This window comes from Streptomyces lateritius, assembly GCF_014649715.1.
Taxonomy (GTDB): Bacteria; Actinomycetota; Actinomycetes; order Streptomycetales; family Streptomycetaceae; genus Streptomyces; species Streptomyces lateritius.
This window is the reverse complement of sequence record NZ_BMTO01000010.1, coordinates 63,469-89,198: the sequence shown is the minus strand read 5'-3', so window position 1 is coordinate 89,198 and position 25,730 is coordinate 63,469. Positions and strand designations below refer to the sequence as shown.

General features: G+C 72.2%; 26 protein-coding genes. 16 read left to right on the top strand and 10 right to left on the bottom strand.

The window, feature by feature from the left end:
• Positions 1-134 precede the first annotated feature (134 nt).
• The 3 genes from IE136_RS21280 to IE136_RS21270 form a co-directional block, all read right to left on the bottom strand.
• Positions 135-797, bottom strand: a complete 663-nt coding sequence (locus IE136_RS21280) for a phosphatase PAP2 family protein (protein ID WP_158984859.1) — start codon at positions 795-797, stop codon at positions 135-137.
• A 56-nt stretch (positions 798-853) separates the two neighbouring features.
• Complete coding sequence (locus tag IE136_RS21275) at positions 854-1,789, bottom strand: M56 family metallopeptidase (protein WP_158984857.1); 936 nt, start codon at positions 1,787-1,789, stop codon at positions 854-856.
• 109 nt (positions 1,790-1,898) lie between these two features.
• Positions 1,899-2,474: a DUF5134 domain-containing protein gene (locus IE136_RS21270; RefSeq protein WP_189601128.1), complete on the bottom strand. Its 576-nt coding sequence runs from the start codon at positions 2,472-2,474 to the stop codon at positions 1,899-1,901.
• A 155-nt stretch (positions 2,475-2,629) separates the two neighbouring features.
• Here IE136_RS21270 and IE136_RS21265 point away from each other — a divergent pair, with 155 nt between their 5' ends.
• Positions 2,630-3,181 carry a GNAT family N-acetyltransferase gene (locus IE136_RS21265; RefSeq protein ID WP_158984852.1) on the top strand — a complete coding sequence of 184 codons (552 nt, stop codon included), beginning with the start codon at positions 2,630-2,632 and terminating at the stop codon, positions 3,179-3,181.
• A 9-nt stretch (positions 3,182-3,190) separates the two neighbouring features.
• On the opposite strand, the gene IE136_RS21260 is transcribed toward IE136_RS21265, so the two are convergent.
• Positions 3,191-3,874, bottom strand: coding sequence for a glycerophosphodiester phosphodiesterase (locus tag IE136_RS21260; protein ID WP_189601127.1), 684 nt, complete (start codon positions 3,872-3,874; stop codon positions 3,191-3,193).
• Between the two features lie 560 nt (positions 3,875-4,434).
• Here IE136_RS21260 and IE136_RS21255 point away from each other — a divergent pair.
• From IE136_RS21255 to IE136_RS21230, 6 genes are all read left to right on the top strand, one after another.
• Positions 4,435-4,602 (top strand): alpha/beta hydrolase fold domain-containing protein, encoded by a 168-nt coding sequence (locus IE136_RS21255; RefSeq protein ID WP_229819006.1) that lies wholly within the window; start codon positions 4,435-4,437, stop codon positions 4,600-4,602.
• 419 nt (positions 4,603-5,021) lie between these two features.
• A complete protein-coding gene (locus IE136_RS21250; RefSeq protein ID WP_158984846.1) occupies positions 5,022-6,428 on the top strand; it encodes a DUF6421 family protein in 1,407 nt (468 codons plus the stop codon).
• Between the two features lie 26 nt (positions 6,429-6,454).
• On the top strand, positions 6,455-7,213 hold the full coding sequence (locus tag IE136_RS21245) for an SDR family NAD(P)-dependent oxidoreductase (protein ID WP_189601126.1): 759 nt from the start codon (positions 6,455-6,457) through the stop codon (positions 7,211-7,213).
• On the top strand, positions 7,210-8,289 hold the full coding sequence (locus tag IE136_RS21240) for a threonine aldolase family protein (protein ID WP_189601213.1): 1,080 nt from the start codon (positions 7,210-7,212) through the stop codon (positions 8,287-8,289). Before IE136_RS21245 ends, IE136_RS21240 begins: the two co-directional genes overlap by 4 nt.
• Positions 8,290-8,363: 74 nt before the next feature.
• Positions 8,364-8,963, top strand: coding sequence for a transglutaminase-like domain-containing protein (locus IE136_RS21235; protein WP_189601125.1), 600 nt, complete (start codon positions 8,364-8,366; stop codon positions 8,961-8,963).
• A 13-nt stretch (positions 8,964-8,976) separates the two neighbouring features.
• Entirely contained in the window at positions 8,977-9,669 is a 693-nt protein-coding gene (locus tag IE136_RS21230; RefSeq protein ID WP_189601124.1) for a B3/B4 domain-containing protein, read from the top strand.
• 42 nt (positions 9,670-9,711) lie between these two features.
• Here IE136_RS21230 and IE136_RS21225 read toward each other — a convergent pair whose 3' ends face one another.
• Positions 9,712-10,434 (bottom strand): lysophospholipid acyltransferase family protein, encoded by a 723-nt coding sequence (locus IE136_RS21225; protein WP_158984840.1) that lies wholly within the window; start codon positions 10,432-10,434, stop codon positions 9,712-9,714.
• A 232-nt stretch (positions 10,435-10,666) separates the two neighbouring features.
• On the opposite strand from IE136_RS21225, the gene IE136_RS21220 reads away from it, so the two are divergent.
• The 6 genes from IE136_RS21220 (at position 10,667) to IE136_RS21195 (ending at position 17,147) form a co-directional block, all read left to right on the top strand.
• The gene (locus tag IE136_RS21220) at positions 10,667-10,984 is read left to right on the top strand and encodes a TlpA family protein disulfide reductase (protein ID WP_189601123.1); all 318 of its coding nucleotides are present in this window, start codon (positions 10,667-10,669) and stop codon (positions 10,982-10,984) included.
• Between the two features lie 197 nt (positions 10,985-11,181).
• A complete protein-coding gene (locus IE136_RS21215) occupies positions 11,182-11,697 on the top strand; it encodes a flavin reductase family protein (RefSeq protein WP_158984836.1) in 516 nt (171 codons plus the stop codon).
• A 190-nt stretch (positions 11,698-11,887) separates the two neighbouring features.
• Positions 11,888-12,673 (top strand): electron transfer flavoprotein subunit beta/FixA family protein, encoded by a 786-nt coding sequence (locus tag IE136_RS21210; RefSeq protein ID WP_189601122.1) that lies wholly within the window; start codon positions 11,888-11,890, stop codon positions 12,671-12,673.
• A gap of 59 nt (positions 12,674-12,732) precedes the next feature.
• Complete coding sequence (locus IE136_RS21205) at positions 12,733-13,695, top strand: electron transfer flavoprotein subunit alpha/FixB family protein (RefSeq protein ID WP_158984832.1); 963 nt, start codon at positions 12,733-12,735, stop codon at positions 13,693-13,695.
• A gap of 156 nt (positions 13,696-13,851) precedes the next feature.
• Positions 13,852-15,141 (top strand): DUF6986 family protein, encoded by a 1,290-nt coding sequence (locus IE136_RS21200; protein ID WP_158984829.1) that lies wholly within the window; start codon positions 13,852-13,854, stop codon positions 15,139-15,141.
• Positions 15,142-15,224: 83 nt separating this feature from the next.
• Positions 15,225-17,147: a serine/threonine-protein kinase gene (locus IE136_RS21195; protein WP_189601121.1), complete on the top strand. Its 1,923-nt coding sequence runs from the start codon at positions 15,225-15,227 to the stop codon at positions 17,145-17,147.
• Positions 17,148-17,220: 73 nt separating this feature from the next.
• Here IE136_RS21195 and IE136_RS21190 read toward each other — a convergent pair whose 3' ends face one another.
• Positions 17,221-18,258: a LacI family DNA-binding transcriptional regulator gene (locus IE136_RS21190; protein ID WP_158984825.1), complete on the bottom strand. Its 1,038-nt coding sequence runs from the start codon at positions 18,256-18,258 to the stop codon at positions 17,221-17,223.
• A gap of 159 nt (positions 18,259-18,417) precedes the next feature.
• Between IE136_RS21190 and IE136_RS21185 the strand changes: the two genes are divergently transcribed.
• A complete protein-coding gene (locus tag IE136_RS21185; RefSeq protein ID WP_189601119.1) occupies positions 18,418-19,389 on the top strand; it encodes an ROK family protein in 972 nt (323 codons plus the stop codon).
• A 612-nt stretch (positions 19,390-20,001) separates the two neighbouring features.
• Here the strand turns inward: IE136_RS21185 and IE136_RS21180 are convergent.
• Positions 20,002-20,181 (bottom strand): DUF8839 family protein, encoded by a 180-nt coding sequence (locus IE136_RS21180; RefSeq protein ID WP_158984821.1) that lies wholly within the window; start codon positions 20,179-20,181, stop codon positions 20,002-20,004.
• 202 nt (positions 20,182-20,383) lie between these two features.
• On the opposite strand from IE136_RS21180, the gene IE136_RS21175 reads away from it, so the two are divergent.
• The gene (locus tag IE136_RS21175; RefSeq protein WP_189601212.1) at positions 20,384-21,427 is read left to right on the top strand and encodes an NUDIX hydrolase; all 1,044 of its coding nucleotides are present in this window, start codon (positions 20,384-20,386) and stop codon (positions 21,425-21,427) included.
• A 25-nt stretch (positions 21,428-21,452) separates the two neighbouring features.
• Here the strand turns inward: IE136_RS21175 and IE136_RS21170 are convergent, their stop codons facing one another.
• Both IE136_RS21170 and IE136_RS21165 read right to left on the bottom strand, forming a co-directional pair.
• Positions 21,453-22,130: an MBL fold metallo-hydrolase gene (locus tag IE136_RS21170; RefSeq protein WP_189601118.1), complete on the bottom strand. Its 678-nt coding sequence runs from the start codon at positions 22,128-22,130 to the stop codon at positions 21,453-21,455.
• Between the two features lie 69 nt (positions 22,131-22,199).
• Positions 22,200-23,564: a dipeptidase gene (locus IE136_RS21165; protein WP_158984817.1), complete on the bottom strand. Its 1,365-nt coding sequence runs from the start codon at positions 23,562-23,564 to the stop codon at positions 22,200-22,202.
• Positions 23,565-23,732: 168 nt separating this feature from the next.
• Here IE136_RS21165 and IE136_RS21160 point away from each other — a divergent pair, with 168 nt between their 5' ends.
• Positions 23,733-25,118 (top strand): geranylgeranyl reductase family protein, encoded by a 1,386-nt coding sequence (locus tag IE136_RS21160; protein ID WP_373309102.1) that lies wholly within the window; start codon positions 23,733-23,735, stop codon positions 25,116-25,118.
• A gap of 130 nt (positions 25,119-25,248) precedes the next feature.
• Here the strand turns inward: IE136_RS21160 and IE136_RS21155 are convergent, their stop codons facing one another.
• Complete coding sequence (locus IE136_RS21155) at positions 25,249-25,701, bottom strand: nitroreductase family deazaflavin-dependent oxidoreductase (RefSeq protein WP_158984815.1); 453 nt, start codon at positions 25,699-25,701, stop codon at positions 25,249-25,251.
• Positions 25,702-25,730 lie beyond the last annotated feature (29 nt).

Sequence of the window (25,730 nt, the reverse complement as noted above, 5' to 3'; positions counted from 1 at the left end):
GCATCCTGCTGTCGCGCCTTCGTGGCTGGTCAGCGGGTTCACCGTCTGTTCTGGGCGACGCGGGGGATCGTCCAGAACAGGCGGTTTCCGTGCGTTTCCCCCATTCTCCTCCGGCCTGATCCACACGAAACCCCCTACCCTCCTCCGGCCGGGGGCCGAGCGTCCCTCCGGTCCGGGTTCCGCCCGTACTTCCGGTACGTGATGATCGCCACAGCGGCGCCGCACCAGCCCAGCAGCCAGCCGGCGACCACGTCCGAGGGCCAGTGCACCCCCAGATAGACCCGGGTCCACCCCACGCCCAGGACCGACACCACGGCCGTCACCGCGAGGACGCTCCAGCCCCGCCAGGTCTCCCGCCAGTGCAGGGCGAGCACCCACAACAGCAGCGCGCAGGTCAGCGCCGCGGTCAGGGCGTGCCCGGAGGGGAAGGCCGCGTAGTGCGCCGAGTCGACCGGATCGGCCCAGGCGGGCCGGTCCCGGTCGACGGCCGCCTTCATTCCCTGCTGCACGGCCGCCGCCGCCAGGCTCGCCCCGACGAGCCACAGCGCGAGCCACCGCTCGCGGCGCCACCACAGCATCACCACCGCGACCGTGATCAGTGCCCGCATGGTCCATGGGTCCCACACCCAATCGCTGAGGACCTGGCTGAGCCGGGTGAGGCCCGGCTCGGCGACGGCGCTGCGGTGCAGCGACTCGGCGACCGAGCGGTCCAGGGAGAGCAGCGGCTGACAGTCCACGACCACGAGGACGAGCAGCAGTACGGCCAGGGCACCGGAGACGACGGCGGAGGAGCGCATGCCTCGATCTTCCCCGATCTTCCCCGGGGTTCGGGCCGGCGCTGAGCCGCCCGCGGTTATCCGAGCACCCGCAGCGCGGGGACGAACGCCACCAGAACCGGTACCACCGGCACCAGCGCCGCCGCCGCCGTCAGCCGCAGCCGGCGGCCCGCCGTCAGGCGCGGGGCGGCCGCGAGGAGCCGGTTGACCCGCTGCGGAAGGTCCGCGTCCGGCGCCTGGCCGGGGCCGAACACCCCGCGCTCCTCGTTGAGTTCCACCAGGGCGAGCGCGATCGTCAGCCGCCCGAAGCGGCGCGAGGCCACATCGTCGGCGGCCAGTTCCACCAGCCGGTGCATCTCCCCGCGGAAGGCCGCGAAGACCGGAATGCCCGGGAAGCCGCCCGCCAGCGCCCCCGAGCAGTGCAGCAACCAGTCGTGGCGCGCCCGGGCGTGTCCCTGCTCATGTGCGAGCAGGGCGTCGAGTTGGCGCCCCTTCAGACGGCGCAGAGCGGCCGTCGTGACCACCAGCCGCGGCGCGGTCCCCGGCAGCCACCACGCGTCGGGGCGTTCGGCCTCGAGAACGACGAGCCCCTCCCCGTCCGGCTTCTCACCGGGCAACAGCGGGGAACGGGCGAGCAGTTCGCCGCGGCGCTTCCGACGGCGCGCCCGCGCCCTGCGGATCTCCCGGGTGAGCATGGCCGCTGTCCACAGCCCGCCACAGGCCAGCACGACGGCCAGCGCCGCCGACCACGGGCGGTGGGCGCCCAGTTCGTACGCCTCGATCACTCCGCGCGGTGCGGGTGCGAAGATCTGTCCCCGTACCACCTGCCAGGCGGCCGCCGCGCTGAACGTCATCGACAGCGCGAAGCTCAGCAGGACCGCGGCCACCACGCACTGCCACATCCAGAGCGCCACCACAGGCTCGCGTTCCGCCCAGTCGGACCGCGACAGCAGTCGCGGGGCCACGACGGCGGTCAGGACGCCGAGCGCGAGCAGCGCGAGGGAGACCAACATGGGGCCACCCTACGAGCGGCGGCTACCGGGGGGTATGGTCGCGCGAGCCAAGTGACGTACGCCACGGTTTCGCGACCGCGCCGCCCCGGCCCCCACGAGCGTCACAGCCTCACATCGTCACGAGCATCGTCAGCATCGCGAGCGCCATCGACAGCCGGCACACGAGGGCGAACTCCGGCCGCGAGGCCCACGTGGACAGCGGCCCGCCGACCGGCGTCGCCACCGGGACCAGCCGGGCCCCCGACCGCAGCACGTACACCGTGTAGTACGCCAGCAGCGCGCCCGTCACGAGCGGCGCGCCCCCAGCGACCCCGGACGCGACCCCGGACGCGGCTCCGTGGCCCGCGTGCCCTCCGTGCGCCGGGAGGGCCATGGCCACCGCCATGTAGACCATGGCCAAGGAGCCCACCATGTGGTGCAGATGATGCCCGCCGCGCCGGGCCGCGAGCAGCGCGCGCAGCGCCGCCACGCCGAACACCGCCGCGTACACCGCCCAGCTCCAGTCCGGCGGGGTGAGCACGGCCGCGGGGAGCGCCATCGCCGCCATGCCGAAGCCCATCACGGCCTCGCTCCCCGCCGCCCTGCGCTCCTCGCCGGCGCAGCGTCGCATCCGCAGCAGGCAGTACGCCCCGCTCGCCCCGCACAGCGCCACCAACAGCCACGCCGACAACGCCGGTCCGTGCACGGCACACCTCCCCGTCGTCCCTCTCGGCGTCGATGCCCGGGCGGGGCCGGGCGTACGCGAGCGCACAGGAGTACACGGGGGCACGCGACGGGGGCGTTACGCTCGGGGGGATCGCCTCCACCGATCGTCAGTGCCCGAGGGGAGAACCGAACGCCATGGACACCGCCACGTCCCAGGAGACCGGCCGGATCAGCTACCGCGACGCGGTCGAGGAAGACGTCCCGGTGCTCGTTCGGCTCATCGAGTCGGCCTACCGGGGCGACTCCAGCCGGGCCGGCTGGACCACCGAGGCGGACATCCTCCAAGGACAGCGCACCGACGCCGAGGGTGTGCGCGCGGTCGTCACCACCCCGGGCAGCCGGCTGCTCGTCGTCGAGCGCGACGGCGAGCTCGTCGCCTGCTGCCAGCTCGAACGCCGAGGCACCGCCGCGTACTTCGGCATGTTCGCGGTCCGTCCCGAGCACCAGGGAGGGGGCCTCGGCCGCCGGATCATCGCCGAGGCCGAGCGCCGCGTGCGCGATCTCTGGGACGTACGGGAGATGCACATGACGGTGATCTCCGTGCGCGAGGAGCTCATCGCCTGGTACGAGCGGCGCGGCTACCGCCGTACGGGGGAGATGACCCCGTTCCCGTACGGCGACGAGCGCTTCGGCGTCCCGCAGCGGGACGACCTGCAGTTCGAGCTCCTGGTGAAACCGCTGGTGTGAGCGGGGCCCTCAGGCCGTGAAGCGGCCGGTGCGGCGGATCTCCGGATAGTCGGTCGTCGCGCCGTCCAGCTCCAGGGCCCGGGCGAGCCGCAGGTGCTCCTGGGTGTTGACCACCCAGCCGATCACCCGCAGGCCTTCACGGTGGGCGTGCTCGACCGTCTCCAGCGTGAGGTGCTGGATGTTCAGGACGAGGGCGCCCGCCCCGACCGCCTTGGCCCGGTCCACGACGTCCGCGTACCGCTCTTCGGCCACGAGCGCGGTGCGGACGTCCGGGACGTGCCGGGCGATCTCGGCGAGGGCCTCGTCGTGGAAGGAGAGCACCTCCACCCGCTCGGTCAGGTCGCGCCGGTTCATCACCTCGGCGAGTGTCCGGGCGGCCGCCACGTCCTTGATCTCGGCCTGGACCGGGGACCGGACGGCGTCCAGGACCTCCTCGAAGAGGGGGACGCGCTCCCCGTCGCCCGCGTCCAGTTCGCGCAGCTCGGCGAGGGTCAGCTCGGCGATCGGCCCGCTGCCGTCGGTGGTCCGGTCGACCTCGGCGTCGTGCATGACGACGAGGGCGCCGTCCTTGCTCAGGTGGAGATCCAGCTCGATGGCGTCCATGCCGGCCTCCTCGGCGCGGACGAAGGAGCGCAGGGTGTTCTCGGGCTCGACGCCCATGACTCCGCGATGACCGATGGTGAGGAAACTCAAGATCTTCTCGCTTCCGTCGATGTCCGGGCACGGGTCCCTGGGTGGCGCAGCCTAATGGCTCCGTCGCGAGAGGGAAGCGCACGCGCGGCCCTTGTCGGAACGTGCCCTTCCCCGTCGCCCCGAACTCCGAACCAGAGGTACTCCGGACCTCGGGGCCGCACGTCGCCGACGGGCCGCCCGCCCCTGGCTCCCGGCGGCCAGTCCCCATCCGTGGCCGGAGCTTCTTCGCCCAGTCGATCGGCCACGGTAAGAAGGAGCCCGCGTCCATGAGTGATCGGGCCCTGCCGGGCGGCGACCGGCTCGCCGCCGCCCGCCCTTCGCCGATCCGCTGACCGCCGTCTTCCCCGACAGAGGAGGCGCCGTCAACGATCCGTGGAGGCCCGCCGCGACCTCGCCGCCGCCACGGCCGCGCCCGCCGTCGGCGCGGTGGAGGACCGGACGGTCGCGGGCCCCGAGGGCGCGCCCCCCGATCCCCGTCCGCGTCTACCACCCACCGGGTGAGCCGGCCCGGCCGCCAGGCGAGGCATCCACCACCGGCCGGGCGGGCCCGCCCGGCTGCCGTGTCCGACCGTCGTCTTCTGTCACGGCGGCGGCTGGGTCCTCTGCGCCTGGACACCCACGACCGCACGTGCCGCGCGCTGTGCCGGGAGTCCGGCGCCGTCCTGGTCCGCGTGGACTGCCGGCTCGCCCCGGAGGCCCGCTTCCCCGCCGCCGTCGAGGACGCCTGAGCGGCCCTGCTCTCGGCCGCGGCGTACGTTGGGCGGTTCCTCCCCGGCCGGAGCTGGTCGGCCTGCCGCCCGCGCACGTCGTCTCGGCCGGCTGTGACGGTGTGCGCGAGGGGCGGGCGTTCGCCGCCGCCTCGCCGAGGCGGGCGTCGCGGTCCCGGAGGACCACCACCCGCGTCGCGGTCCCCGAGGGCCACCACCCGGGGGTGTTCCACGGCTTCCTGGCCCTGGTGCAGTACCTCGACGCCGCGGCCCGCGCCTTGAGCGGTGCTGCGGATGCGATCGCCTCGCCCCTGTCCGACAGGAAAAACAGCGGTGACCATGGGGGTCTCGCAGGATAATTTCTTCTGCTCCCACTTGTGGGGAGGAACGGGGAATGGATACGGTGTCTTGACGCGAGGTTCTCCTGTGGAGGAAGACGAATGACGGAAATTCTTGTGCAGGACGTGACCGGTGGGGGGATATCCACCGCAGCTCCGGTGATCCAGCACCCTGCCTGGCCCGAGCTCAAGAATGCCGTGGAGGAGATCCGTCCCTGGCAGAGCAAGGACGGCTCCATCGACCTGGAGGCGGAGGGAGCCCCCTCCCGAGCCCTGGTCGAGCTCACGGTCGACCGGATCGTGGCCGCGGTGGAGCAGCTTTCCCCGCTGCTCCCGCACGACGCCGCGTACCACCGCGCCCTCGTCGCCGACCTGCGCAAGTGGGTGGAGAGCGGCTTCGCGGTCCCGGACTTCCTGGACTCCCTGCTGGCCTTCCAGCCGGCCGCCGACCGCGTGGACGGGCTCCAGCACCTGGCGCTCTTCCCGATGTACACGCAGAACGGGAACCCGGACCGCAACCTGGAAGCCGTCGTGCTGCGCATGGTCTGGCCGGAGTGGCTCTCCGAGCTGGAGCGCACCCGCTACGACAACCCGCTGTTCTGCGGCATCACCTTCGAGGACTTCACCGCCGGTTACGACACCAACTCGGCCGTCCTCTTCCCCGAGACCATCGCCGTGCGCGAGGCCCCCGAGCGCTTCAGCTGGGGCGGTATCTTCTGCGACCGCGAGGCCGCCCGCTTCCGCAAGGTCACCGAGGCCGCCGTCGACATCCTCGGCATCGAGCTGCCCGAGGACATCGCCGCCATGGTCCAGGACCAGAAGCGCTGCGAGGCCGCCTTCGTGCTCTGGGACATGGTCCACGACCGCACCCACAGCCACGGCGACCTGCCGTTCGACCCCTTCATGATCAAGCAGCGCCAGCCGTTCTGGATGTACGGCCTGGAGGAGCTGCGCTGCGACCTCACCGCCTTCAAGGAGGCCGTGAAGCTGGAGGCCGAGGGCCACGTCCACGGCCGGGACGTGCAGTACGCCGTCCTCTTCGACCGGATGTTCCGCTTCCCGGTCACCGGCGACCGCGACCGCAACTACGACGGTCTGGGCGGCCAGCTCCTCTTCGCGTACCTCCACAAGCACGACGTGGTGCGCTGGACGGACAACACGCTCAAGATCGACTGGCAGCGTGCCCCCGAGGTCACCAACCAGCTCTGCGGCGAGATCGAGAAGCTGTACCGCGACGGCATCGACCGGCCCAAGCTCGTCCACTGGTTCAAGGCGTACGAGCTCGTCTCCACCTACCTCGCACCGCACCCCGGCTCGCGCTGGGCCAAGGGCCCCGACGCCCTCGACCTGACGCAGCCGCCGCGCAAGCTCGTCGACGACGTGCTTCCGGACGAGTTTCCGCTCAGCATGTTCTATGAGGCCCTGTCCAAGAAGCTCAAGGGCGTGATCGCCGCGACCAAGGGCATCACCGCCGCCAACGCTTCCCGGACCGAGCAGGCTGCCGCGTGAACTCAGTTTCCAAGGAGGCGACGCCCATGAACGGCAACGGGAACGGCGGTGGGCTGGAAGGTGCCGTCATCGCGGTCGCGGGAGCGGCCGGGCCGGCGGGCCGGGCGGCGCTGATGCGCCTCGCCGAGGCCGGCGCGGTCGTCGTCGCCTCCGACGCCGACCCCGCGCGCCTGGCCGAGGCGGTCGACGCCGCCCGGTACGCGCACGGCGGGGCCACGGTCGTCGGTGACACGGTCGACCTCTTCGACCTCGGGGCCGCCCGCGAGTGGGCGGACAAGACGGAGAAGGAGTTCGGCCGGATCGACGGGCTCGTCCATCTCGTCGGCGGCTGGCGCGGCAGTGCCTCCTTCGCCGAGACCGAGCTCGCCGACTGGGCCTTCCTGGAGAAGGTGCTGATCCGTACGGTCCAGTCCACCTCGCTCGCCTTCCACGAGCCGCTCATGCGCAGCGACCGCGGGCGCTACGTCCTGATCAGCGCCGCGGGCGCCTCCAAGCCCACCGCCGGCAACGCGGCCTATGCCGCGGCCAAGGCGGCGGCCGAGGCATGGACCCTCGCGATGGGTGACGACTTCCGCAAACTGGGGGGCGAGGACGGCCCCAAGGCCGCGGCTGCCATCCTGGTGATCAAGGCACTGGTGCACGACGCCATGCGCGCCGAGCGCCCGAATGCGAAGTTCGCGGGCTTCACCGACGTCAAGGATCTGGCCGACGCCATCGCCGGCGTCTGGGACCGGCCCGCACAGGAAGTGAATGGACAGCGTCTGTGGCTGACCCCCAAGCCGTGACCCCGGCACTGCCCTCCAGGACCGACGCGCGTCGTCACCACGACCCGTCGGTCCGGGGCTTCGCCAGCGACAACTACGCCGGCGCCCACCCGGAGGTGCTCGCCGCGATCGCCCTCGCCAACGACGGTCATCAGATCGCCTACGGCGAGGACGACTACACCGATCACCTCCAGCGCGTCATGCACAGCCACTTCGGCCCGAGCGCCGAGGCCTTCCCGGTGTTCAACGGCACGGGCGCGAACGTCACCGCCCTCCAGGCGCTGACGGACCGCTGGGGCGCGGTGATCTGCGCCGAGTCCGCGCACATCAACGTGGACGAGGGCGGAGCGCCGGAGCGCATGGGCGGTCTCAAGCTGCTCACCGTGCCGACGCCGGACGGCAAGCTCACGCCCGAGCTCATCGACCGGCAGGCGTGGGGCTGGGAGGACGAGCACCGGGCCATGCCGCAGGTGGTCTCGATCACCCAGAACACCGAGCTGGGCACGGTCTACACCGTGGACGAGGTCCGGGCGATCGTCGAACACGCCCACTCCAAGGGCATGAAGGTCCATCTCGACGGGGCCCGGATAGCCAACGCGGCCGCTTCGCTGGACGTCCCGATGCGGGCGTTCACGAACGCGGTGGGTGTCGACGTCATCTCCTACGGTGGCACCAAGAACGGCATGCTGTTCGGTGAGGCCGTGGTCGTCCTCAACCCGGACGCCGTCAGCCACATGAAGCACCTGCGCAAGATGTCCATGCAGCTCGCTTCCAAGATGCGGTTCGTGTCGGTGCAGCTGGAGGCGCTGCTCGCCAAGGACCTGTGGCTCCGCAACGCCCGGCACGCCAACGCGATGGCCCAGCGCCTCGCGGCCGGGGTGCGCTCGGTGGACGGGGTGGAGATCCTCTACCCCGTACAGGCAAACGCGGTCTTCGCGCGGCTGCCGCACGAGGTCAGCTCGCGCCTGCAGAAGCGTTTCCGCTTCTACTTCTGGGACGAGGCCGCCGGGGACGTGCGCTGGATGTGCTCCTTCGACACCACGGAGGACGACGTCGACGCCTTCCTCCAAGCACTCAAGGAAGAGATGGCGCGCTAGTTCCGTCTGCATAGGTATGCGGCCGATCGGAAAGAGATTGACTCCGGTCGGCCGCATTTCTATGCTCTGGGCGCATGGAGCTGATCCAGCAGGAACCCGAACTCGCTTCTTACCTCGCGGCCGACGGGGTCATCGATCATGAGCATCCGCTGGTGCGGCAGACGGCGGCGCACCTGCGCGCCGACCACCCGGACGCATACTCATACGCCGAGGCCGCCTTCGAGTTCGTACGGGACGCCATTTCGCACTCCTTCGACTCCGGCGACATGCGGGTCACCTGGCGGGCCTCCGACGTCCTCGCGCAGGGCACCGGCATCTGTTACGCCAAGTCGCACGCGCTGGCGGCCCTGTTGCGCGCCGAGGGCGTTCCGACCGCTCTCTGCTACCAGCGGCTCGGCGCCGACGACGGGTCGGACCCGGTCGTCCATGGGCTGATCGCCCTCAGGCTCCCCGGTGAATCCGGATGGGCGCGGCAGGACCCCCGGGGCAACAAGCCCGGCGTCGACGCCCGGTTCTCGCTGGAGGGAGAGCGGCTGGCGTGGCCTGTGCGACCCGAGTGCAATGAAGTGGACTATCCAGTATTGTATGCTGCACCGCATCCGAAGGTGCTGAAAGCCCTGTGGTCGGCGCGAGACCGGCCGGAGCTCTCACGGACCCTCCCGACCGCACTCTGACGCAAGGACCGCGATGCCCCTCACCCTGACCGTGTCCGACCAGGTACGTGCCCTCGTGCCCGGCTTCACCCACCTCGCCGTCGAGGCGCACGGGCTGGTCAACGGGCCCAGCGACGAGGCCAGTTCGGCCCTGCTCGACGACGCGACCCGACGCCTCGCGGAGCGGCTCGACGGACAGGCGCCGGACAAGGACCCGCACATCGCCGCCTGGCGTGCCGCGTACACGGCGTTCGGCGCCAAGCCGTCGCGTACCCGCAACTCCGCCGAGGCGCTCGCCAGGCGAGCCCGCGCGGACGGCGGACTGCCCCGCATCAACCGGATAGTCGACGCCTACAACGCGATCAGCGTCGCCCATCTGATCCCGGCCGGCGGCGAGGATCTCGACCGAGTCCAGGGCGCGATGAGCCTCGTCCGGGCCACCGGCGACGAGCCGTTCGTGACCATGGCCGGCGGCGAGGAGACCGTGGAGCACCCCGAGCCGGGCGAGATCGTCTGGCGCGACGACGCGGGCGTCACGTGCCGCCGCTGGAACTGGCGCCAGGGCCCGCGCACCCGGATCGACGATGACACCGTCAACGCGATCTTCCTGCTGGAGTCGCTGGCCCCCATGACCCGGGAGGAACTCATGGCGGCGGGCACCGAACTCGCCGAGTCGCTCGAGAAGCTCAGCCCCGGGGTGCGGATCACCGTCGGCACCCCCGCGTGACGTCCCGCCGCGGCCGGACTTCCCGGAACCGCGGCGCGTCGCTCAGCCGGCTTCTTTGACCTGGGCCGGAGTCGGAGCCGTACCCCCGAGGTGTGCGGGCACCCACCAGGTGTCGCTCGCGTCCTTGGGGCGTACGGGATAGGCGCGCTGCGCGGCCTCGAGAAGCTCCTGCACGCGCTCGCGCACGCGCCGGGTGATGGCCCCCGCGTACTGGTCGGCCGGAGCCTCCATCGGCTCCCCGACGCGGATGGTCACCGGGATGTGACTGCGCTTGAAGTTCCGCGGCCGGCCCTTGGTCCAGATGCGCTGCGTGCCCCAGAGCGCCATCGGGATCAGTGGAACCCCGGCTTCCTGGGCGAGCCGTGCCGCACCCGACTTGAAGCTCTTGAGCGTGAACGACTGCGAGATCGTCGCCTCGGGGAACACCCCGATGATCTCCCCGGCCTTCAGCGACTCCAGCGCGTGCTCGTACGCGTGCTCGCCCTGGGCGCGGTCCACCGGAATGTGCTTCATGCCGCGCATCAGCGGGCCGGAGACCTTGTGCCGGAACACCGAGTCCTTGGCCATGAAGCGCACGAGGCGCTTCTGCGGCAGAGCGGCCAGGCCCGTGAAGATGAAGTCCAGATAGCTGATGTGATTGCTGACGAGCACAGCACCGCCGGTACGCGGGATGTGCTCCGAACCCTGGGTGTCGATCTTCAGGTCGAGCGCCTTGAACAGGGTCAGTGCGGCGCCGATGACCGGCCGATAGACGAGTTCTGCCATCTGAGAGGAATCCTTCTTCTGTGCCTGGGGAGGGGTTCTCCCGGCGGAAGTTACGCAGCCGTAGGTTTTAGGCTTTGGGCAGATCGTGCCCCATGCGGGCCCTTGTGACCAGTCCTGACGGCCTCGTAAGGGGAGATTCTCGTCACGCCCCCGGCCGTGGCGGGAATCGAACGGTGCGGTGGCACGCTGCACGGGAGGGGCCGGGAGCAGAAGGAAGCAGAAAGAAGGGGACATGACGCGACAGGCGGAGACGCTCGGCGCCGAGAGCGGGGTCCAGCTGGGGGAGCGGGCCACCCTGGTGCAGTTCTCCACTGCCTTCTGCCAGCCCTGCCGCGCCACCCGCCGCACGCTGGCCGAGGTCGCCGCGATGATCGAGGGCGTGGGGCATGTGGAGATCGACGCCGAGGAGCGCCTCGATCTCGTACGCCGGCTCGGCATCGTCCGCACCCCCACCGTCCTGGTCCTCGACCGCACCGGACGGGTCGTGGTCCGCGCGGCCGGACAGCCCCGCCGGGCGGACGTCATCGCAGCCCTGGGCCGCGCCGTCTGACGCGGTGACACATCTCCCACATCCCGGGACGCGCTTGACTGCACAGGCCAACGATCGTCAGGCTGGCCGGGTGCCCCAAGAACTCCTTCTCCACGGGCGGGCCCACGTGGATCTGGCCCGCAACGCGAGCGCGCGCTGTCCGGGTGTCTGAGAACCCACGGACTCCTCTCACGACGCCCTCGCAGAAGGACAGTTCCATGACGGTTTCGCCCGAGCTCCGCACCATCGGCGCCCCTCGGCAGGCCTCTCCCGACCTCCTCCGTTCCGTCTTCCGGCAGCACGCGGCCGGTGTCGCGGTCATCACCGCCCATGGGGACCGCCCCGTCGGCTTCACCGCCACCTCCCTCAGCTCCGTCGCCGCCGACCCTCCCCTCATCTCCTTCGGTGTGGGCACCACCTCCTCCAGCTGGCCCGTGATCGCCGAGGCCGAGCACATAGGCGTCCACATACTCGGCGAGCACCAGCGGGAGCTGGCCGGCACGTTCGCCCGCAGCGGCGCGGACCGGTTCGGCGAGCCGACCCGGTGGAGTGTCGGACCCGAGGGCGTGCCGGTGCTCGACGGGGTGCTCGCGTGGCTGGTCTGCCGGGTGGTGGCCCGGGTCCCGGCCGGGGATCATCGGATCGTGATCGCCGAGGTCGTCGCGGGGGATCCGGCCGGCGTGGGCCGGCCGCTCCTCTATCACCAGGGTCGTTTCACCGCACTGCGAGACTGAGCCCGACCCGCCCGCTCGCGTTGGCAAGGTCACACACCTGAGCGCTTGCTTACCGGTAACGACTTGGGTGTACTGACGAGTAATATCTTGGTGGGGGCGCCCGGCGCCCCGACCGGAAACCCGCCCTTCAGGCGCCTATGCTGCGAGCAACAAGGCAGCCCAGTAATGACGATGCAGTAGGAGAGCCGGCGTGAGCTTGAGGATCGTTGTCTGTGTGAAGTACGTGCCCGACGCCACCGGCGACCGGCACTTCGCCGATGACCTGACCGTCGACCGGGACGACGTCGACGGACTCCTTTCGGAGCTCGACGAGTACGCCGTCGAGCAGGCCCTGCAGATCGCCGAAGAGGCGGACGAGGCCGAGGTCACCGTCATCACGGTCGGCCCCGAGGACGCCAAGGACGCGCTGCGCAAGGCGCTGTCCATGGGCGCCGACAAGGCCGTCCACGTCGAGGACGAGGACCTGCACGGCTCCGACGTCATGGGCACCTCGCTGGTGCTCGCCAAGGCGATCGAGAAGACCGGCTACGACGTCGTCATCGCGGGCATGGCCTCCACCGACGGCACCATGGGCGTCCTGCCGGCCATCCTCGCCGAGCGCCTGGGCGTCCCCCAGGTCACGCTGCTCTCCGAGGTGAAGATCGAGGACGGCAAGGTGATCGGCCGTCGTGACGGCGACACCGCCTCCGAGCAGCTGGAGGCCTCGCTTCCGGCCGTCGTGTCGGTGACGGACCAGTCGGGCGAGGCCCGCTACCCGTCCTTCAAGGGCATCATGGCCGCCAAGAAGAAGCCGGTGGAGTCCCTGGAGCTCTCCGACCTCGACATCGAGGCCGACGAGGTCGGCCTGGAGGCCGCCTGGACCGCGGTCGACTCCGCCACCGAGCGCCCGGCGCGCACCGCGGGCACGATCGTCAAGGACGAGGGTGAGGGCGGCAAGCAGCTGGCCGAGTTCCTCGCGAGCCAGAAGTTCATCTAAGGCTCGCGCGAGCCGACCCATCGCCCCCAGATTCTTCGTTCGCAGGAGATTGAAGTCCCATGGCTGAGATTCTCGTCTACGTCGACCACGTCGACGGAGCCGTCCGCAAGCCCACCCTGGAGCTGCTGACGCTCGCCCGCCGCCTCGGCGAGCCCGTCGCCGTCGCGCTCGGCAACGGCGCCGCCGACACCGCGGCGTCCCTCGCCGAGCACGGTGCCACCCGCGTGCTGACCGCCGACGCCCCCGAGTTCGCCGAGTACCTCGTCGTACCGAAGGTGGACGCGCTCCAGGCCGCGTACGAGGCCGTCTCCCCGGCCGCCGTGCTCGTCCCGTCCTCCGCCGAGGGCAAGGAGATCGCGGCCCGCCTCGCCGTCCGTATCGGCTCCGGCATCATCACCGACGCCGTCGACCTCGAGGCCGGCGACGAGGGCCCGGTCGCGACGCAGTCCGCGTTCGCCGCCTCCTTCACCACCAAGTCCCGTGTCTCCAAGGGCACCCCGGTCATCACGGTCAAGCCGAACTCGGCTCCCGTCGAGGCCGCCCCGGCCGCCGGCGCGGTCGAGACGCTCGCCGTCACCTTCTCGGCCCAGGCCACCGGTACGAAGGTCACCGCGCGCACCCCGCGCGAGTCGACCGGCCGCCCGGAGCTGACCGAGGCCGCGATCGTCGTCTCCGGCGGCCGTGGCGTCAACGGCGCCGAGAACTTCGGAATCATCGAGGCGCTCGCCGACTCGCTCGGCGCGGCCGTCGGCGCCTCGCGCGCCGCCGTCGACGCCGGCTGGTACCCGCACTCCAACCAGGTCGGCCAGACCGGCAAGTCGGTCTCGCCGCAGCTGTACATCGCCTCCGGCATCTCCGGTGCGATCCAGCACCGCGCGGGTATGCAGACCTCGAAGACCATCGTCGCCATCAACAAGGACGCCGAGGCCCCGATCTTCGACCTCGTCGACTACGGCGTGGTCGGCGACCTCTTCGACGTCGTCCCGCAGCTGACCGAAGAGGTCAGGACCCGCAAGTCCTGACTGACCTGCGGTTCTCTCGCGGCCGGGGCCGCACGGTGATCCCTCACCGTGCGGCCCCCGGCCGTTTCGGACAACCATTGACGCGGGTCCCGGCGGACTACTAACTTCGCTATACGGATTGTTGATTCCGTGAAGCGGAAAACAGGAGGATGTGGGATGGGTCAGCAGGAGAAGGTGTCGACGAGCCTCGCAGGAGCGGTCAGCGCGGGCATCAGCGCCTCCCTCGCAGCGGTGGACGCCGAGCTCGACCGGCGCTACCCCGGAGACCCGGGCACCCGCCAGCCCGTCCACACCGTCTACGTCCCCGGCAACGTCTTCGGCGCCGGGACCATCCGCTCCTGGGGTGACCAGGCCCTCGCCGCCCTCGACGAGCACGCCGGCGACGCGGACGCCTTCGCCGCCGTCCTCGGCCTCTCCGACGACCTGGCCGAGGACGTCTACCGCCGTGTCCGCGCCAAGCTGGAGCGCGAGCCCGTCGAGGATCTCCGCGTCGACTTCGAGGACGGTTACGCGGGCCGGGACGAGGACCACGACGCCGCCCGCGCCGCCCGCCTGATCTCGGAGGCGTACAAGAGCGGCACGGCCGCCCCGTACATGGGCATCCGGATGAAGTGCATGGAGGCCGCCGTACGCGACCGCGGTATCCGCACCACCGACATCTTCCTGACCGGCCTCGTCGAGAACGGCGGCCTGCCCGACGGCCTCGTCCTCACCCTCCCCAAGGTCACCTACCCCGAGCAGGTCTCCGCCTTCGTCCGCCTCCTGGAGGCCTTCGAGAAGGCCCACGGCCTGGACGCCGGCCGCCTCGGCTTCGAGATCCAGATCGAGACCAGCCAGTCCATCCTCGCCGCCGACGGCACCGCCGCCGTCGCCCGCATGATCGACGCGGCCGAGGGCCGCGCCACCGGACTGCACTACGGCACCTTCGACTACAGCGCCTGCCTCGGCGTCTCCGCCGCCTACCAGGCCAGCGACCACCCGGCCGCCGACCACGCCAAGGCGATCATGCAGGTCGCCGCCGCCGGAACCGGCGTACGGGTCTCCGACGGCTCCACCAACGTCCTGCCGGTCGGCTCCACCGAGCACGTCCACGAGGCATGGCGGCTGCACTACGGCCTCACCCGCCGCGCCCTCGCCCGGGCCTACTACCAGGGCTGGGACATGCACCCTGGCCACATCCCCACCCGGTACGCCGCCGTCTTCGCCTTCTACCGCGAGGGCTTCGAGACCGCCGCGAAGCGCCTCTCCGCCTACGCCAACCACGCGGGCGGCGACGTGATGGACGAGCCCGCCACCGCCAAGGCGCTCAGTTCCTACCTGCTGCGCGGCATCGACTGCGGCGCCCTCGACACCGCCGAGGTCGACGCCCTCACCGGCCTGACCCGCGCCGACCTCGACCACTTCTCGGCCCCGCGCCGCGGCGACCTCACCGCCACGGCCCAGTAACAAGCGGAAGCACCCGCGCCGAACGCGCGACCGGGCCCCGTACTCTGTACGCGTTCACGCAGCCGACAGGGAACGGGGCAGCGGTGTCTTCGGGGGAGAACGAGCGGCTCGCCGGCCGCTATCGGGTCGTGCGCCAACTGGGCCGCGGCGGCATGGGCGTCGTCTGGCGGGCCGTCGACGAGGTCCTCGGCCGCGAGGTGGCCGTCAAGGAACTGCGGACGTACAACGACTCGTCCGGACCGGAACTGGCCGATCTGCGCGTACGGATGCAGCGCGAGGCACGGGCGGCCGCCCGGGTACGGCACCCGGGGGTCATCGCCGTCCACGACGTGACCGAACATCAGGGCCGCCCCGTCATCGTCATGGAGCTCGTCGACGGGCCCTCGCTCGACGACGTCCTCGGGGACCGCGGCGTCCTGGACCCGCGGGAGGCCGCGCGCGTCGGCGCCGCCGTCCTGGAGGCGCTGGCCGCCGCGCACGACGCCGGCGTGCTCCACCGCGACGTGAAGCCCGGCAACGTCCTCCTCGACAAGGGAGGGCGGGTCGTTCTCACCGACTTCGGCATCGCCGCCATGGACGACCCGGGTGACGGCTCGACCACTCACCTGACCCGCAGTGGTGAGATCGTCGGATCGCTGGACTATCTGGCACCGGAGCGCGCCCAGGGGCAGCAGCCCGGACCCGCGTCCGACGTCTGGGCGCTCGGCGCGACGCTGTACGCGGCCGTGGAAGGCGCCTCTCCGTTCCGTCGCACGTCGACGTGGTCCACGTTGAACGCCATCGTCGTGGAACCCCTGCCCGAGCCGCGCCGCGCAGGCCCCCTCACGCCCGTACTCCAGCTCCTGATGCTCAAGGACCCGGGCCTGCGCCCCGACGCCCGCGCGGCGGCCCGCCTCCTCACGGCCGTGGCCCAGGGCGAGAGCGGCGCACCGGCCCCCCGGGCCCCGCTCTCCGGCACCCCGGCACCACCACCGGTGCCGACCGAGCGCAACGCCGCCCCGCAGCACCGCCCCGAGGGCTTCGGCCCGGCCCACCCGGCCGGCGGCTTCACACCCTCGCCCGCGCCCCCGGACGCCTTCGGCTCCGGTGCCCCGCACCCGGCGGGGGGCTTCGTCCCGGCGCCGCACGGCGCCGAGGGATTCGGGCCCGGCGTACCGCCGGTCGGGCCCGCCTACGCGTCGGGCGGCGGATTCCCGTCCGCCGGGTACGCGTCCGCCGGCCCGGCGACCTCTCCGGGCCCCCAGCCGGCCGCCGCGCCGACCGCCGCACCGCAGGAGTCCGGGCGGAAGCGGTCGATGGCGCTGGTCGCCGGGGCCGTCGCCGCCGTGCTGCTGGCAGGCGGCGGAGTGACGTACACCCTGGTCGGACAGGACGACGGTACGAAGCAGGAGCGGCTGGCCGGGGACCGGGCGCCGGACAGCCCCGGCCGGGTCCTCGACTCGGGCACCGCGGGCCCGGCTTCCGCGTCCGCCACCCCCTCCGAGGCGGGCGCCCCGAAGTCCGCCACGCCGACTCCGACGGGGGCGTCGAAGGCGCCCCTGCCCGGCTCCGGCGGCGGCGCGGACGCAGGCGGGTCCACCACCGGCGGAAGCGCCTCCGGCGGCGGCGCCACCGGAGGCACCAGCACCACCGGCACGACCGGCGGCGGCTCCACGAGCGGCGGAAGCGCCACGACGGGTGTCGCGACCACCACGGGCGGCGGCGCACCGGCTCCGCAGCCCGCGCCCGTCTGCCACGCCCGAGGCGGCGGGAAGTACGACTGCCAGGTGTGGCGCACGGGGAGGACGTACAGCCACGCGGGCGGCGAGATGGGCGTCCTCAACGCCGGCACCAACTACTTCTACTGCCAGGCGAACCTCGGTCGGCGGGAGACGTACGGCGATTGGACGAACGTCTGGTGGGCCAGGACCGACGACGACAGCGGCAACACCGACGTGTACTTCAGCCTCGTCTACGTCAAGGGCGGCGACAACGACCAGCCGTTGCCGGGCCTGCCCGTCTGCTGAGCCGGCTTCCCAGGTCGGGTCCGGAAAGCAGCGCCGTCTGCCCGCGGGGCAGGCGGGACTTCACGGACACGGCCTAGGCGGACGGCGGGGGCGGGATCTCGCCGGAGCCGCGTGGGATCAGGGTGGTCTTCAGGACGACCTGGGCCGGCGGCTCCTCGATGCCGTCCAGGCGGCGGAAGAGCCGTTCCGCCGCCGTGCGGCCCAGCGCGGCGGCGTCCTGGGCGATGACGGTGATGCCGAGCAGGTCGGCGAGCTCGATGTCGTCGAAACCGACCAGGGCCACGGGGTGTTCGCGCCCGGCCAGCGCCCGTACCGCCGTGACCGTGACCCGGTTGTTGCCCGCGAAGAGGGCGGTGACCGGCTCCGGCCCCGACACCATCGCCGTGACCGCCTCCCGTACCCGCTCCGGGTCGGTGGGGCCCAGCGAGACCCAGGAGTCCTCGACGTCCAGGCGCGCCTCCTCCATCGCCGCCCGGTAGCCGCGCAGGCGCTCGGTCGCGGTGTGGATGCGGGGCTGGTCGCCGATGAAGCCGATCCTGCGGTGGCCGTGGGCGATGAGATGGGCCACCCCGGCACGGGAGCCGCCGAAGCTGTCCGAGAGGACGGCGTCGGCGTCGATCCGCCCCGCGGGCCGGTCCACGAAGACGGTGGCGACACCCGCCTTCATCTCCGGTTCCAGATAGCGGTGGTCGTGGCCGGCCGGAATCACGATGAGCCCGTCGACCCGGCGGGCGCAGAGCGCGAGCGCCAACTCCTGCTCCCGCTCCGGATCCTCGGCGCTGGAACCGTTGATGAGGAGCGCGCCGTGGGCCCGGGCGACCTCCTCTACGGCGCGGCTGAGCGGGCCGTAGAACGGGTCGGCGAGATCCTCGAGGACCAGGCCGACCGAGGCGGTGCGGCCTTTGCGCAGGACCCGGGCGCTGTCGTTGCGCCGGAAGCCGAGCGATTCGATGGCTTCCTGCACCCGGCGTTCGGTGTCGGGGGTGACGCCCGCTTCGCCGTTGACGACACGGGAGACCGTCTTGAGACCGACGCCCGCCCGGGCGGCGACATCCTTCATCGTGGGCCGATTGCCGTAACGGTGCTCGGGGCGGCGGGCGGTCTCGGCCACAGTGCGCAGATCCTCTGTCTTCCGGGACGGGCGGGTCGGTGCCGTCGTGGGGTTCGTGATGTTGTCGAGCATAGGCCCTGGACAACGTTGTCAGAGGGGGAGAGACTGGAGGTCACACCGATCACCGCCTTCGGCTGCCCATCTGGAGATACCGCACCCATGCATACCGACCTCGTCGCCGGCCTCGTCGTCGCCCTGGACATCGGCGGGACCAAGATCGCCGGTGCGCTGGTGGACGGCGACGGTCGCCTGCTCGTACGGGCCCAACGGCCCACCCCGGCGCGGGAGGACGGCGAGACGGTGATGCGGGCGGTCGAGGAGGTGCTGGCGGAGCTGGCGGTCTCGCCGCTGTGGGCCGGGGCGCAGGCGGTGGGCATCGGCAGCGCGGGTCCCGTGGACGCGGTCGAGGGCACCGTCAGTCCCGTCAACGTGCCGGGCTGGCGCGGCTTTCCGCTGGTCGAGCGGGTCGCCCGGGTGGTGGGTGGCCGACCGGTGACGCTGGTCGGCGACGGCGTCGCCATGACGGCGGCCGAGCACTGGCAGGGCGCCGCCCGTGGGTACGACAACGCGCTGTGTCTGGTCGTCTCGACGGGGGTGGGCGGCGGTCTCGTGCTCGGAGGTCAGGTGCACCCGGGCCCCACGGGCAACGCGGGCCACATCGGTCACGTCAGTGTGGACCTGGACGGCGATCCGTGCGCGTGCGGTGGGCGTGGCTGTGTCGAACGGATCGCCAGCGGGCCCCACATCGCCCGTCGCGCCCTGGAGAACGGCTGGCTGCCCGGCCCCGACGGAGACACCTCGGCCGCCGCGGTCGCCGCATCGGCCCGGGCCGGGGACCCCATCGCGGTCGCCTCCTTCGAGCGCGCCGCGCAGGCCCTGGCGGCCGGCATCGCGGCCACCGCGGCCCTGGTCGAGATCGACATCGCGGTCGTGGGCGGGGGAGTGGCGGGGGCGGGCGACATCCTCTTCGTCCCCCTCCGCCGCAGTCTGGCCACCTACGCGACCCTCTCCTTCGTCCGCCACCTCAAGGTCACCCCCGCCCTCACCGCCACCAACGCCGGCCTCCTCGGCGCAGCAGCCGCCGCCTTCCCTCACCCGCCCCACAAGGAAGCCTCTTACGGGGTGGCCTGACCCGGTGCCCGCCCCGCACCGCCGGGGGCGACCGAGCCCCGCCCTGTCCGTGGCAGCCGGCTCACCCACCTCGCTGCCGACGTCCGGCGCGCCGCGAGACGGAGGTGCTGCCCCGGCGCTCACGGGCCGGGTCTGCCGTCAACAGTGCTGTCGGCAAGACACTGCCCCGGCGCTCACGGGCGGCGGTGTGCCGTCGGCAGTACTGCCGACGCGTCGCGAGGTCCCAGCACTGCCGGTGGCGGGTGCTCCACTCTCATCGGTGGCGGTCGGTCGTCCGCGCGCTGTAGGCGGACGACCGACCGGCGCCGCGCGCGGTGCGAGACCCCTCACCTCGCGCTGTCCGGGCGGGGTACGTCCGGGGCCGCAGGTGACGGCCGCCGCCCGTCCCGTCCGGGTCGACCAACCCGCGCCGCGCCTGAAGCCGGACGGCCATCGAGGCCCAGCACTGCCCCGCTGACGGACGGCGGTGCGCCCCAGTCCGTGGTGCCCGGCCGCGCGAGCGTCCGGCGCCGCGCGAACCGTTGGGCCGCGGTGCGCAGGCCCGCTGCTTCCGGACGGGTGGCCGCCCGTCGGCGAGGCCGGTTGTCCGCCGGGGCCGTGTCCGAAGGGACGTCAGGCGTTCGCCGGCTCCGGGGTTCGTGGGGGGATGATCACCAGGAACGCGTCGGACTCCAGGTCCATCACCACCTCCGCCGGAAGCCCCTCGTCCCGGCGTGCGCTGGCGAACTCCTCGGCCGGCCAGCTGCCCCGGGGCCCTCCCGCGGGAAATTGCTCCAATACCGTACGGTTCATCTCCGCACCCCCTTGCCTTGAGGTCCGACGGCAGCCGGACCCGAAGTGTTACGCACCGTCACGCACGGGCGTTCGTGCCGTGAGGCGTTTCGCATACCCCGTTCGTCCTGACCGACGCCCGTCCGGATCCCTCCGGTTCCCCCCGGGGGTTTCCATGGCAGGGTGGTGCGGGCAAGCCACTGGGGGCTACCGAAGAGGGGGAATCGTGATCGTCTGGATCAACGGTGCGTTCGGCGCGGGAAAGTCCAGCACCGCGCGCGAGCTGGTCGATCTGATCCCGAACAGCACCCTGTACGACCCCGAGCTCATCGGCGGCGCGATGAGCTGGCTGCTGCCGCAGAAGCGGCTCGCCGAGGTCAACGACTTCCAGGACCTGCCGATATGGCGCCGCATGGTCGTGGACACCGCCGCCGCCCTGCTCGCCGAGGTCGGCGGGGTCCTCGTCGTCCCCATGACCCTGCTCCGCCAGGAGTACCGCGACGAGATCTTCGGCGGCCTCGCCGCCCGTCGTATCCAGGTGCGGCACGTCCTGCTCGCCCCGGACGAAACGATCCTGCGCGAGCGAATACACGGCCGCACCCCCGACCACTCCGGCCCGGCGGAACTCACCCGCGTGCGCCAGTGGTCCTACGACCACATCGAGCCTTACCGCACCGCCGTCCACGACTGGCTGGGCGCCGACGCCTACGTCGTCGACAGCACCGCACTCACCACCGCCGAGACCGCCCGCGCCGTCGCCGAAGCCGTCGCCGCCGGTACGGCCGCCCCTTGCGGCATCGTCCAGACCCCCGAACCCACCGGCGAGACCCTGGCGGCCGGAGTCCTGCTCTTCGACGAGCACGACCGCTTCCTGCTCGTCGACCCCACCTACAAGCCCGGCTGGGAGTTCCCCGGCGGCGTCGTCGAACCCGGCGAGCCGCCCGCCCGCGCCGGCATGCGCGAGGTCGCCGAGGAGATCGGGCTCGAACTCGACGCCGTGCCCACCCTGTTGCTCGTGGACTGGGAACGGCCCCAGCCTCCCGGCTACGGAGGCCTCCGGCTCCTCTTCGACGGTGGCCGACTGCCCGCCGCCGACGCCGAACGGCTCCTCCTGCCCGGCGCCGAACTGCGCGACTGGCGCTTCGTCACCGAGGAGGAGGCCGCCGACCTGCTCCCGCCCGTCCGCTACCGCCGCCTCCACTGGGCCCTGCGCGCCCGGGAACGGGGTACCGTCCTGAACCTGGAGGCCGGCGTCCCCGTCGGCTGACCCCGCCCGGCACTCCTTGGCGCCCCTACGACGCCGCGGCGAGCCGCTCCGCGGCGTCCTCCGTCACCGGCGCGCCGTGACCGCAGCAGATCACCGAGGGCTTCAGCCCGGGCATCCGCCGCATCGAGGCCGTCGCACGCTCGCGGTCCACATGGAAGACGCCGAGGGTCACCCCCTGTACGGCGGCGACCGTGTCCCCCGTGAACAGCACGCCGTGGCGCGGCAGATGCACGGCGATCGACCCCTCCGTGTGCCCGGGGGTGTGCACCACCACGGCCCCGTCCCCGAAGTCCAGCACGTCGCCGTCCGCCAGTTCCCGGTCGACGCGCGTGGGCGGCGCCTCGGGGACGGTGAGGCCGTGCTCGTACAGCGGAATCTCCCAGTCGAGCAACACCGGCTCGGGAACCGGGACTTCGCCTCTGATCACCGGGGCGTCGAGGCGGTGGGCCAGGATCTCCGCGCCGTGCCGGTCCGCCAACTCCTGGGCGGAGCCCACGTGGTCGCGGTGGCAGTGGGTGAGTACGATCCGGCGCAGCCGGGCGGGATCCAGGCCCGCTCCTCGTAGCGCCGTCTCGATCTCCGACGCCGCGCCCGCCCAGCCGGCGTCGATCATGGTCAACTCCCCCTCGTCCCGCCAGAGGTAGGCCTGGCCGATGGAGAAGTCGAGCATGTGCAGCCGCGGAGCGATCGCGATGAGGTCCATGCGGCGAACGTACGTCGACACGCACGTCCGCCGCATCGCTCTACGCTTTCGGCGAGCTTCGCCGAACGCTCAACCCTGCTTCGAGCGGGCGTAGTTCACCAGGAAGTGGGCCTCCGCAACCGACAGGCGCTCCAGCTCCTCCGGCGACACCGACTCGTTCACGGCGTGGATCTGCGCCTCCGGGTCGCTCAGGCCGATCAGCAGGATCTCCGCCTTCGGGTAGAGCGCCGCGAGCGTGTTGCACAGCGGGATCGACCCGCCCATGCCCGAGGCCTGCATCTCCTCACCCGGGTACGCGATCCGCATCGCCTCGGCCATCGAGGTGTACGCCGGGCTCGTGACGTCCGCGCTGAACGCCTGGCCCTGGCCCACCTGCTCGAAGCTCACCCGCGCGTTCCACGGCACCCGCTTCCGGATGTGCGCGTAGAGCAGCTGCGTCGCCTCGGCGGCGTCCTGGCCCGGCGGCACCCGCAGGCTGATCTGCGCGCGGGCCGTCGACGGGATCGACGGGGTCGCCCCGGCCACCGGGTGGCAGTCGATGCCGATCACCGTGACGGCGGGACGGGCCCAGATGCGGTCCGCGACCGTACCGTGGCCCGCGAGACCCACACCGTCGAGGACCTTGGCGTCCCTGCGGAAGTCCTCCTCCGGGTACTGCAGGCCCTCCCACACCGCGTCCGCCGGCAGACCGTCGATGACCGTCGAACCGTCCTCGGCCCGCAGCGTGTCCAGTACGCGGATCAGCGCGGCCAGCGCGTCGGGCGCCGCGCCACCGAACTGGCCCGAGTGCAGGTTGCCTTCGAGGGTGTCGATCCGGACCCGGATCATCGTCATCCCGCGCAGGGTCGCCGTCACCGTCGGCAGACCGACCCGGAAGTTGCCCGTGTCACCGATCACGATCGCGTCGGCGGTCAGCAGCTCGGGGTGCGCCTCGGCGTACCGCTCCAGGCCGCCCGTGCCCTGCTCCTCCGAGCCCTCCACGATCACCTTGATCGTGACGGGCACCCCGCCGTTCGCCTTGAGGGCGCGCAGCGCCAGCAGGTGCATGATGAAGCCGCCCTTGCAGTCGGCCGCGCCACGCCCGTACCAGCGGCCGTTCCGTTCGGTGAGCTCGAACGGCGGAGTGATCCAGGCCGACTCGTCCAGCTTCGGCTGCACGTCGTAGTGGGCGTAGAGCAGGACCGTCGGGGCGCCGACCGGGCCGGGCAGCACGCCGTACACGGACTGCGAACCGTCCGGGGTGTCGAGCAGCGCCACGTCCTGGAAGTCCTCCGCGCGCAGCGCGTCCGCCACCCAGTTGGCGGCCGCCTCGCACTCGCTGCGCGGCGCCACCGCCTCGTCCGCCACCGACTCGAAGGCCACCAGTTCCGTGAGCTCCGCCTTGGCTCGGGGCATCAGCGCGGCGACGGTCTCGGCGATCGGATGGGCGGTCATGGGCACGCTCCTGGTGGGTGCGACGTTGTGACGTTGTGAGGGCGACTCGCCGTATGTCGGTGGTACGGCGAACGCACGGCCGATCCTACGGCTCCGGTCCACGGGGGCCGCGCCGTAGGATGCCGCAAGAGCTTGGACCATCGGTCGGATCAGGAGCAGAAGCACATCGTGAGCAGCGAGAACGCAGACGCCGAAGAGGTACGCGCGGGACTGTCGGAGAACGCCGCGACCGTCTGGGACGTGGTCGTGGTCGGGGCCGGACCGGCGGGCGCGTCGGCGGCCTACGCGGCGGCGGTCGCCGGCCGCCGGGTCCTGCTCCTGGAGAAGTCCGAGCTGCCCCGCTACAAGACGTGTGGCGGTGGCATCATCGGGCCCTCGCGGGACGCGCTGCCGCCCGGCTTCGAACTGCCGCTCCAGGACCGGGTGCACGCCGTCACCTTCTCCATGAACGGCCGCTTCGCCCGCACCCGCCGCTCGCGCCGGATGCTCTTCGGGCTCGTCAACCGGCCCGAGTTCGACGCCGGTCTCGTCGAACAGGCGCAGAAGGCGGGAGCCGAGCTGCGGACGGGCGTGACGGTCGCCCGGGTGGAGCAGCACGGACCGGCGGTGCCGGACCGCCGGACGGCCGCCGTCGTGCTCGCCGACGGCGAGACGGTGCTGGCGCGGGCGGTCGTCGGCGCCGACGGCAGCGCGGGCCGGATAGGAGCGCACGTCGGGGTCAAGCTCGACCAGGTGGACCTCGGCCTGGAGGCGGAGATCCCGGTCCCGCCGCCGGTGGCCGAGGACTGGAAGGGGCGCGTCCTCATCGACTGGGGGCCGTTGCCCGGCAGTTACGGCTGGGTCTTCCCGAAGGGCGACACGCTCACGGTCGGCGTGATCTCGGCGCGCGGGGAGGGCGCGGCCACCAAGCGGTATCTGGAGGACTTCATCGCCCGGCTCGGCCTCGCGGGTTTCGAGCCGGCGATCTCGTCCGGACATCTGACGCGCTGCCGGAGCGACGACTCGCCGTTGTCGCGGGGCCGGGTGCTCGTCTGCGGTGACGCCGCCGGTCTGCTGGAGCCGTGGACCCGTGAGGGCATCTCCTTCGCGCTGCGTTCGGGGCGGCTCGCGGGGGAGTGGGCGGTACGTATCGCCGAGGCGAACGACGCCGTCGACGCGCGCCGCCAGGCGCTGAACTACGCCTTCGCCATCAAGGCGGGGCTCGGTGTGGAGATGGCGGTCGGGCGACGGATGCTCGCGCTGTTCGAGCGCCGGCCGGGGCTGTTGCACGCGACGATCACCGGTCTGCGTCCGGCCTGGAACGCGTTCACGGACATCACCCGCGGCTCGACCTCGCTCGCCGGACTGGTCCGGTCGAACGGGGTGGCGCGCCGGGCACTGGACCTTCTGGACCGCCGGATGGAGTCGACGGGCGGTGCGGGCGTCCGGGGTGTGAAGGAGCGGCCGGAGGGCGGCGAGGACTCGGACGCCGGTACCGAGCCGGGTACGGAGGCAGGTTCGGCGACGGGTCGGGAATCCGGGTCCGGGCGCGGTTCCGAGCGGGCGGCCGACTGAGCCGAGAACCACGGCCGAAAACCGGGGTCGAGAACGGGGGCCGAAAACCGGGGTCGGGCCCGGGACCGGGCTGTGGGATCCCCGGATCGACGAGCCCCGGGACCGGGCTCCGGCCGGTCTGCCCGGGGTCTCACGAGGTCGTCGTGATGCGGAAGACGGGGTGGTCGGGGGCGGCCGCCAGGATCTCCTCGTCGGAGGAGCCGGCGGTCACGCCCTGGAAGTACTGGTCGACCTCCCAGCCCCAGCGCTCCAGGTAGGTGCGCAGCACCCGCGGCTTCTCCTCGTCGGGAAGCTCCTGGGCGGTGAACGTACGGACCTTCTGGCCGACGCGCAGCTCCCCGCCGCCCGCGGCGCGCATGTTGCGGACCCACTGGGAGTGGCCGCGGGCCGAGACGAGGTAGCGCACGCCGTCCAGCTCGTGCGGATTCACCGGGATGCGCTGCATCCGGCCGCTCTTGCGTCCCCGTACGGAGAGCTCGGCGGAGCCGAGGAGGCTGATGCCGTGGCGGGCGAGCCAGCCGACGACGCTGTTGAAGCGGACGTTGAGGGAGCTGCCCTTGAGGTAGTACGGCGCGGACGACATCGGGACTCCTGGTGAGTTGTGAGCGTCGC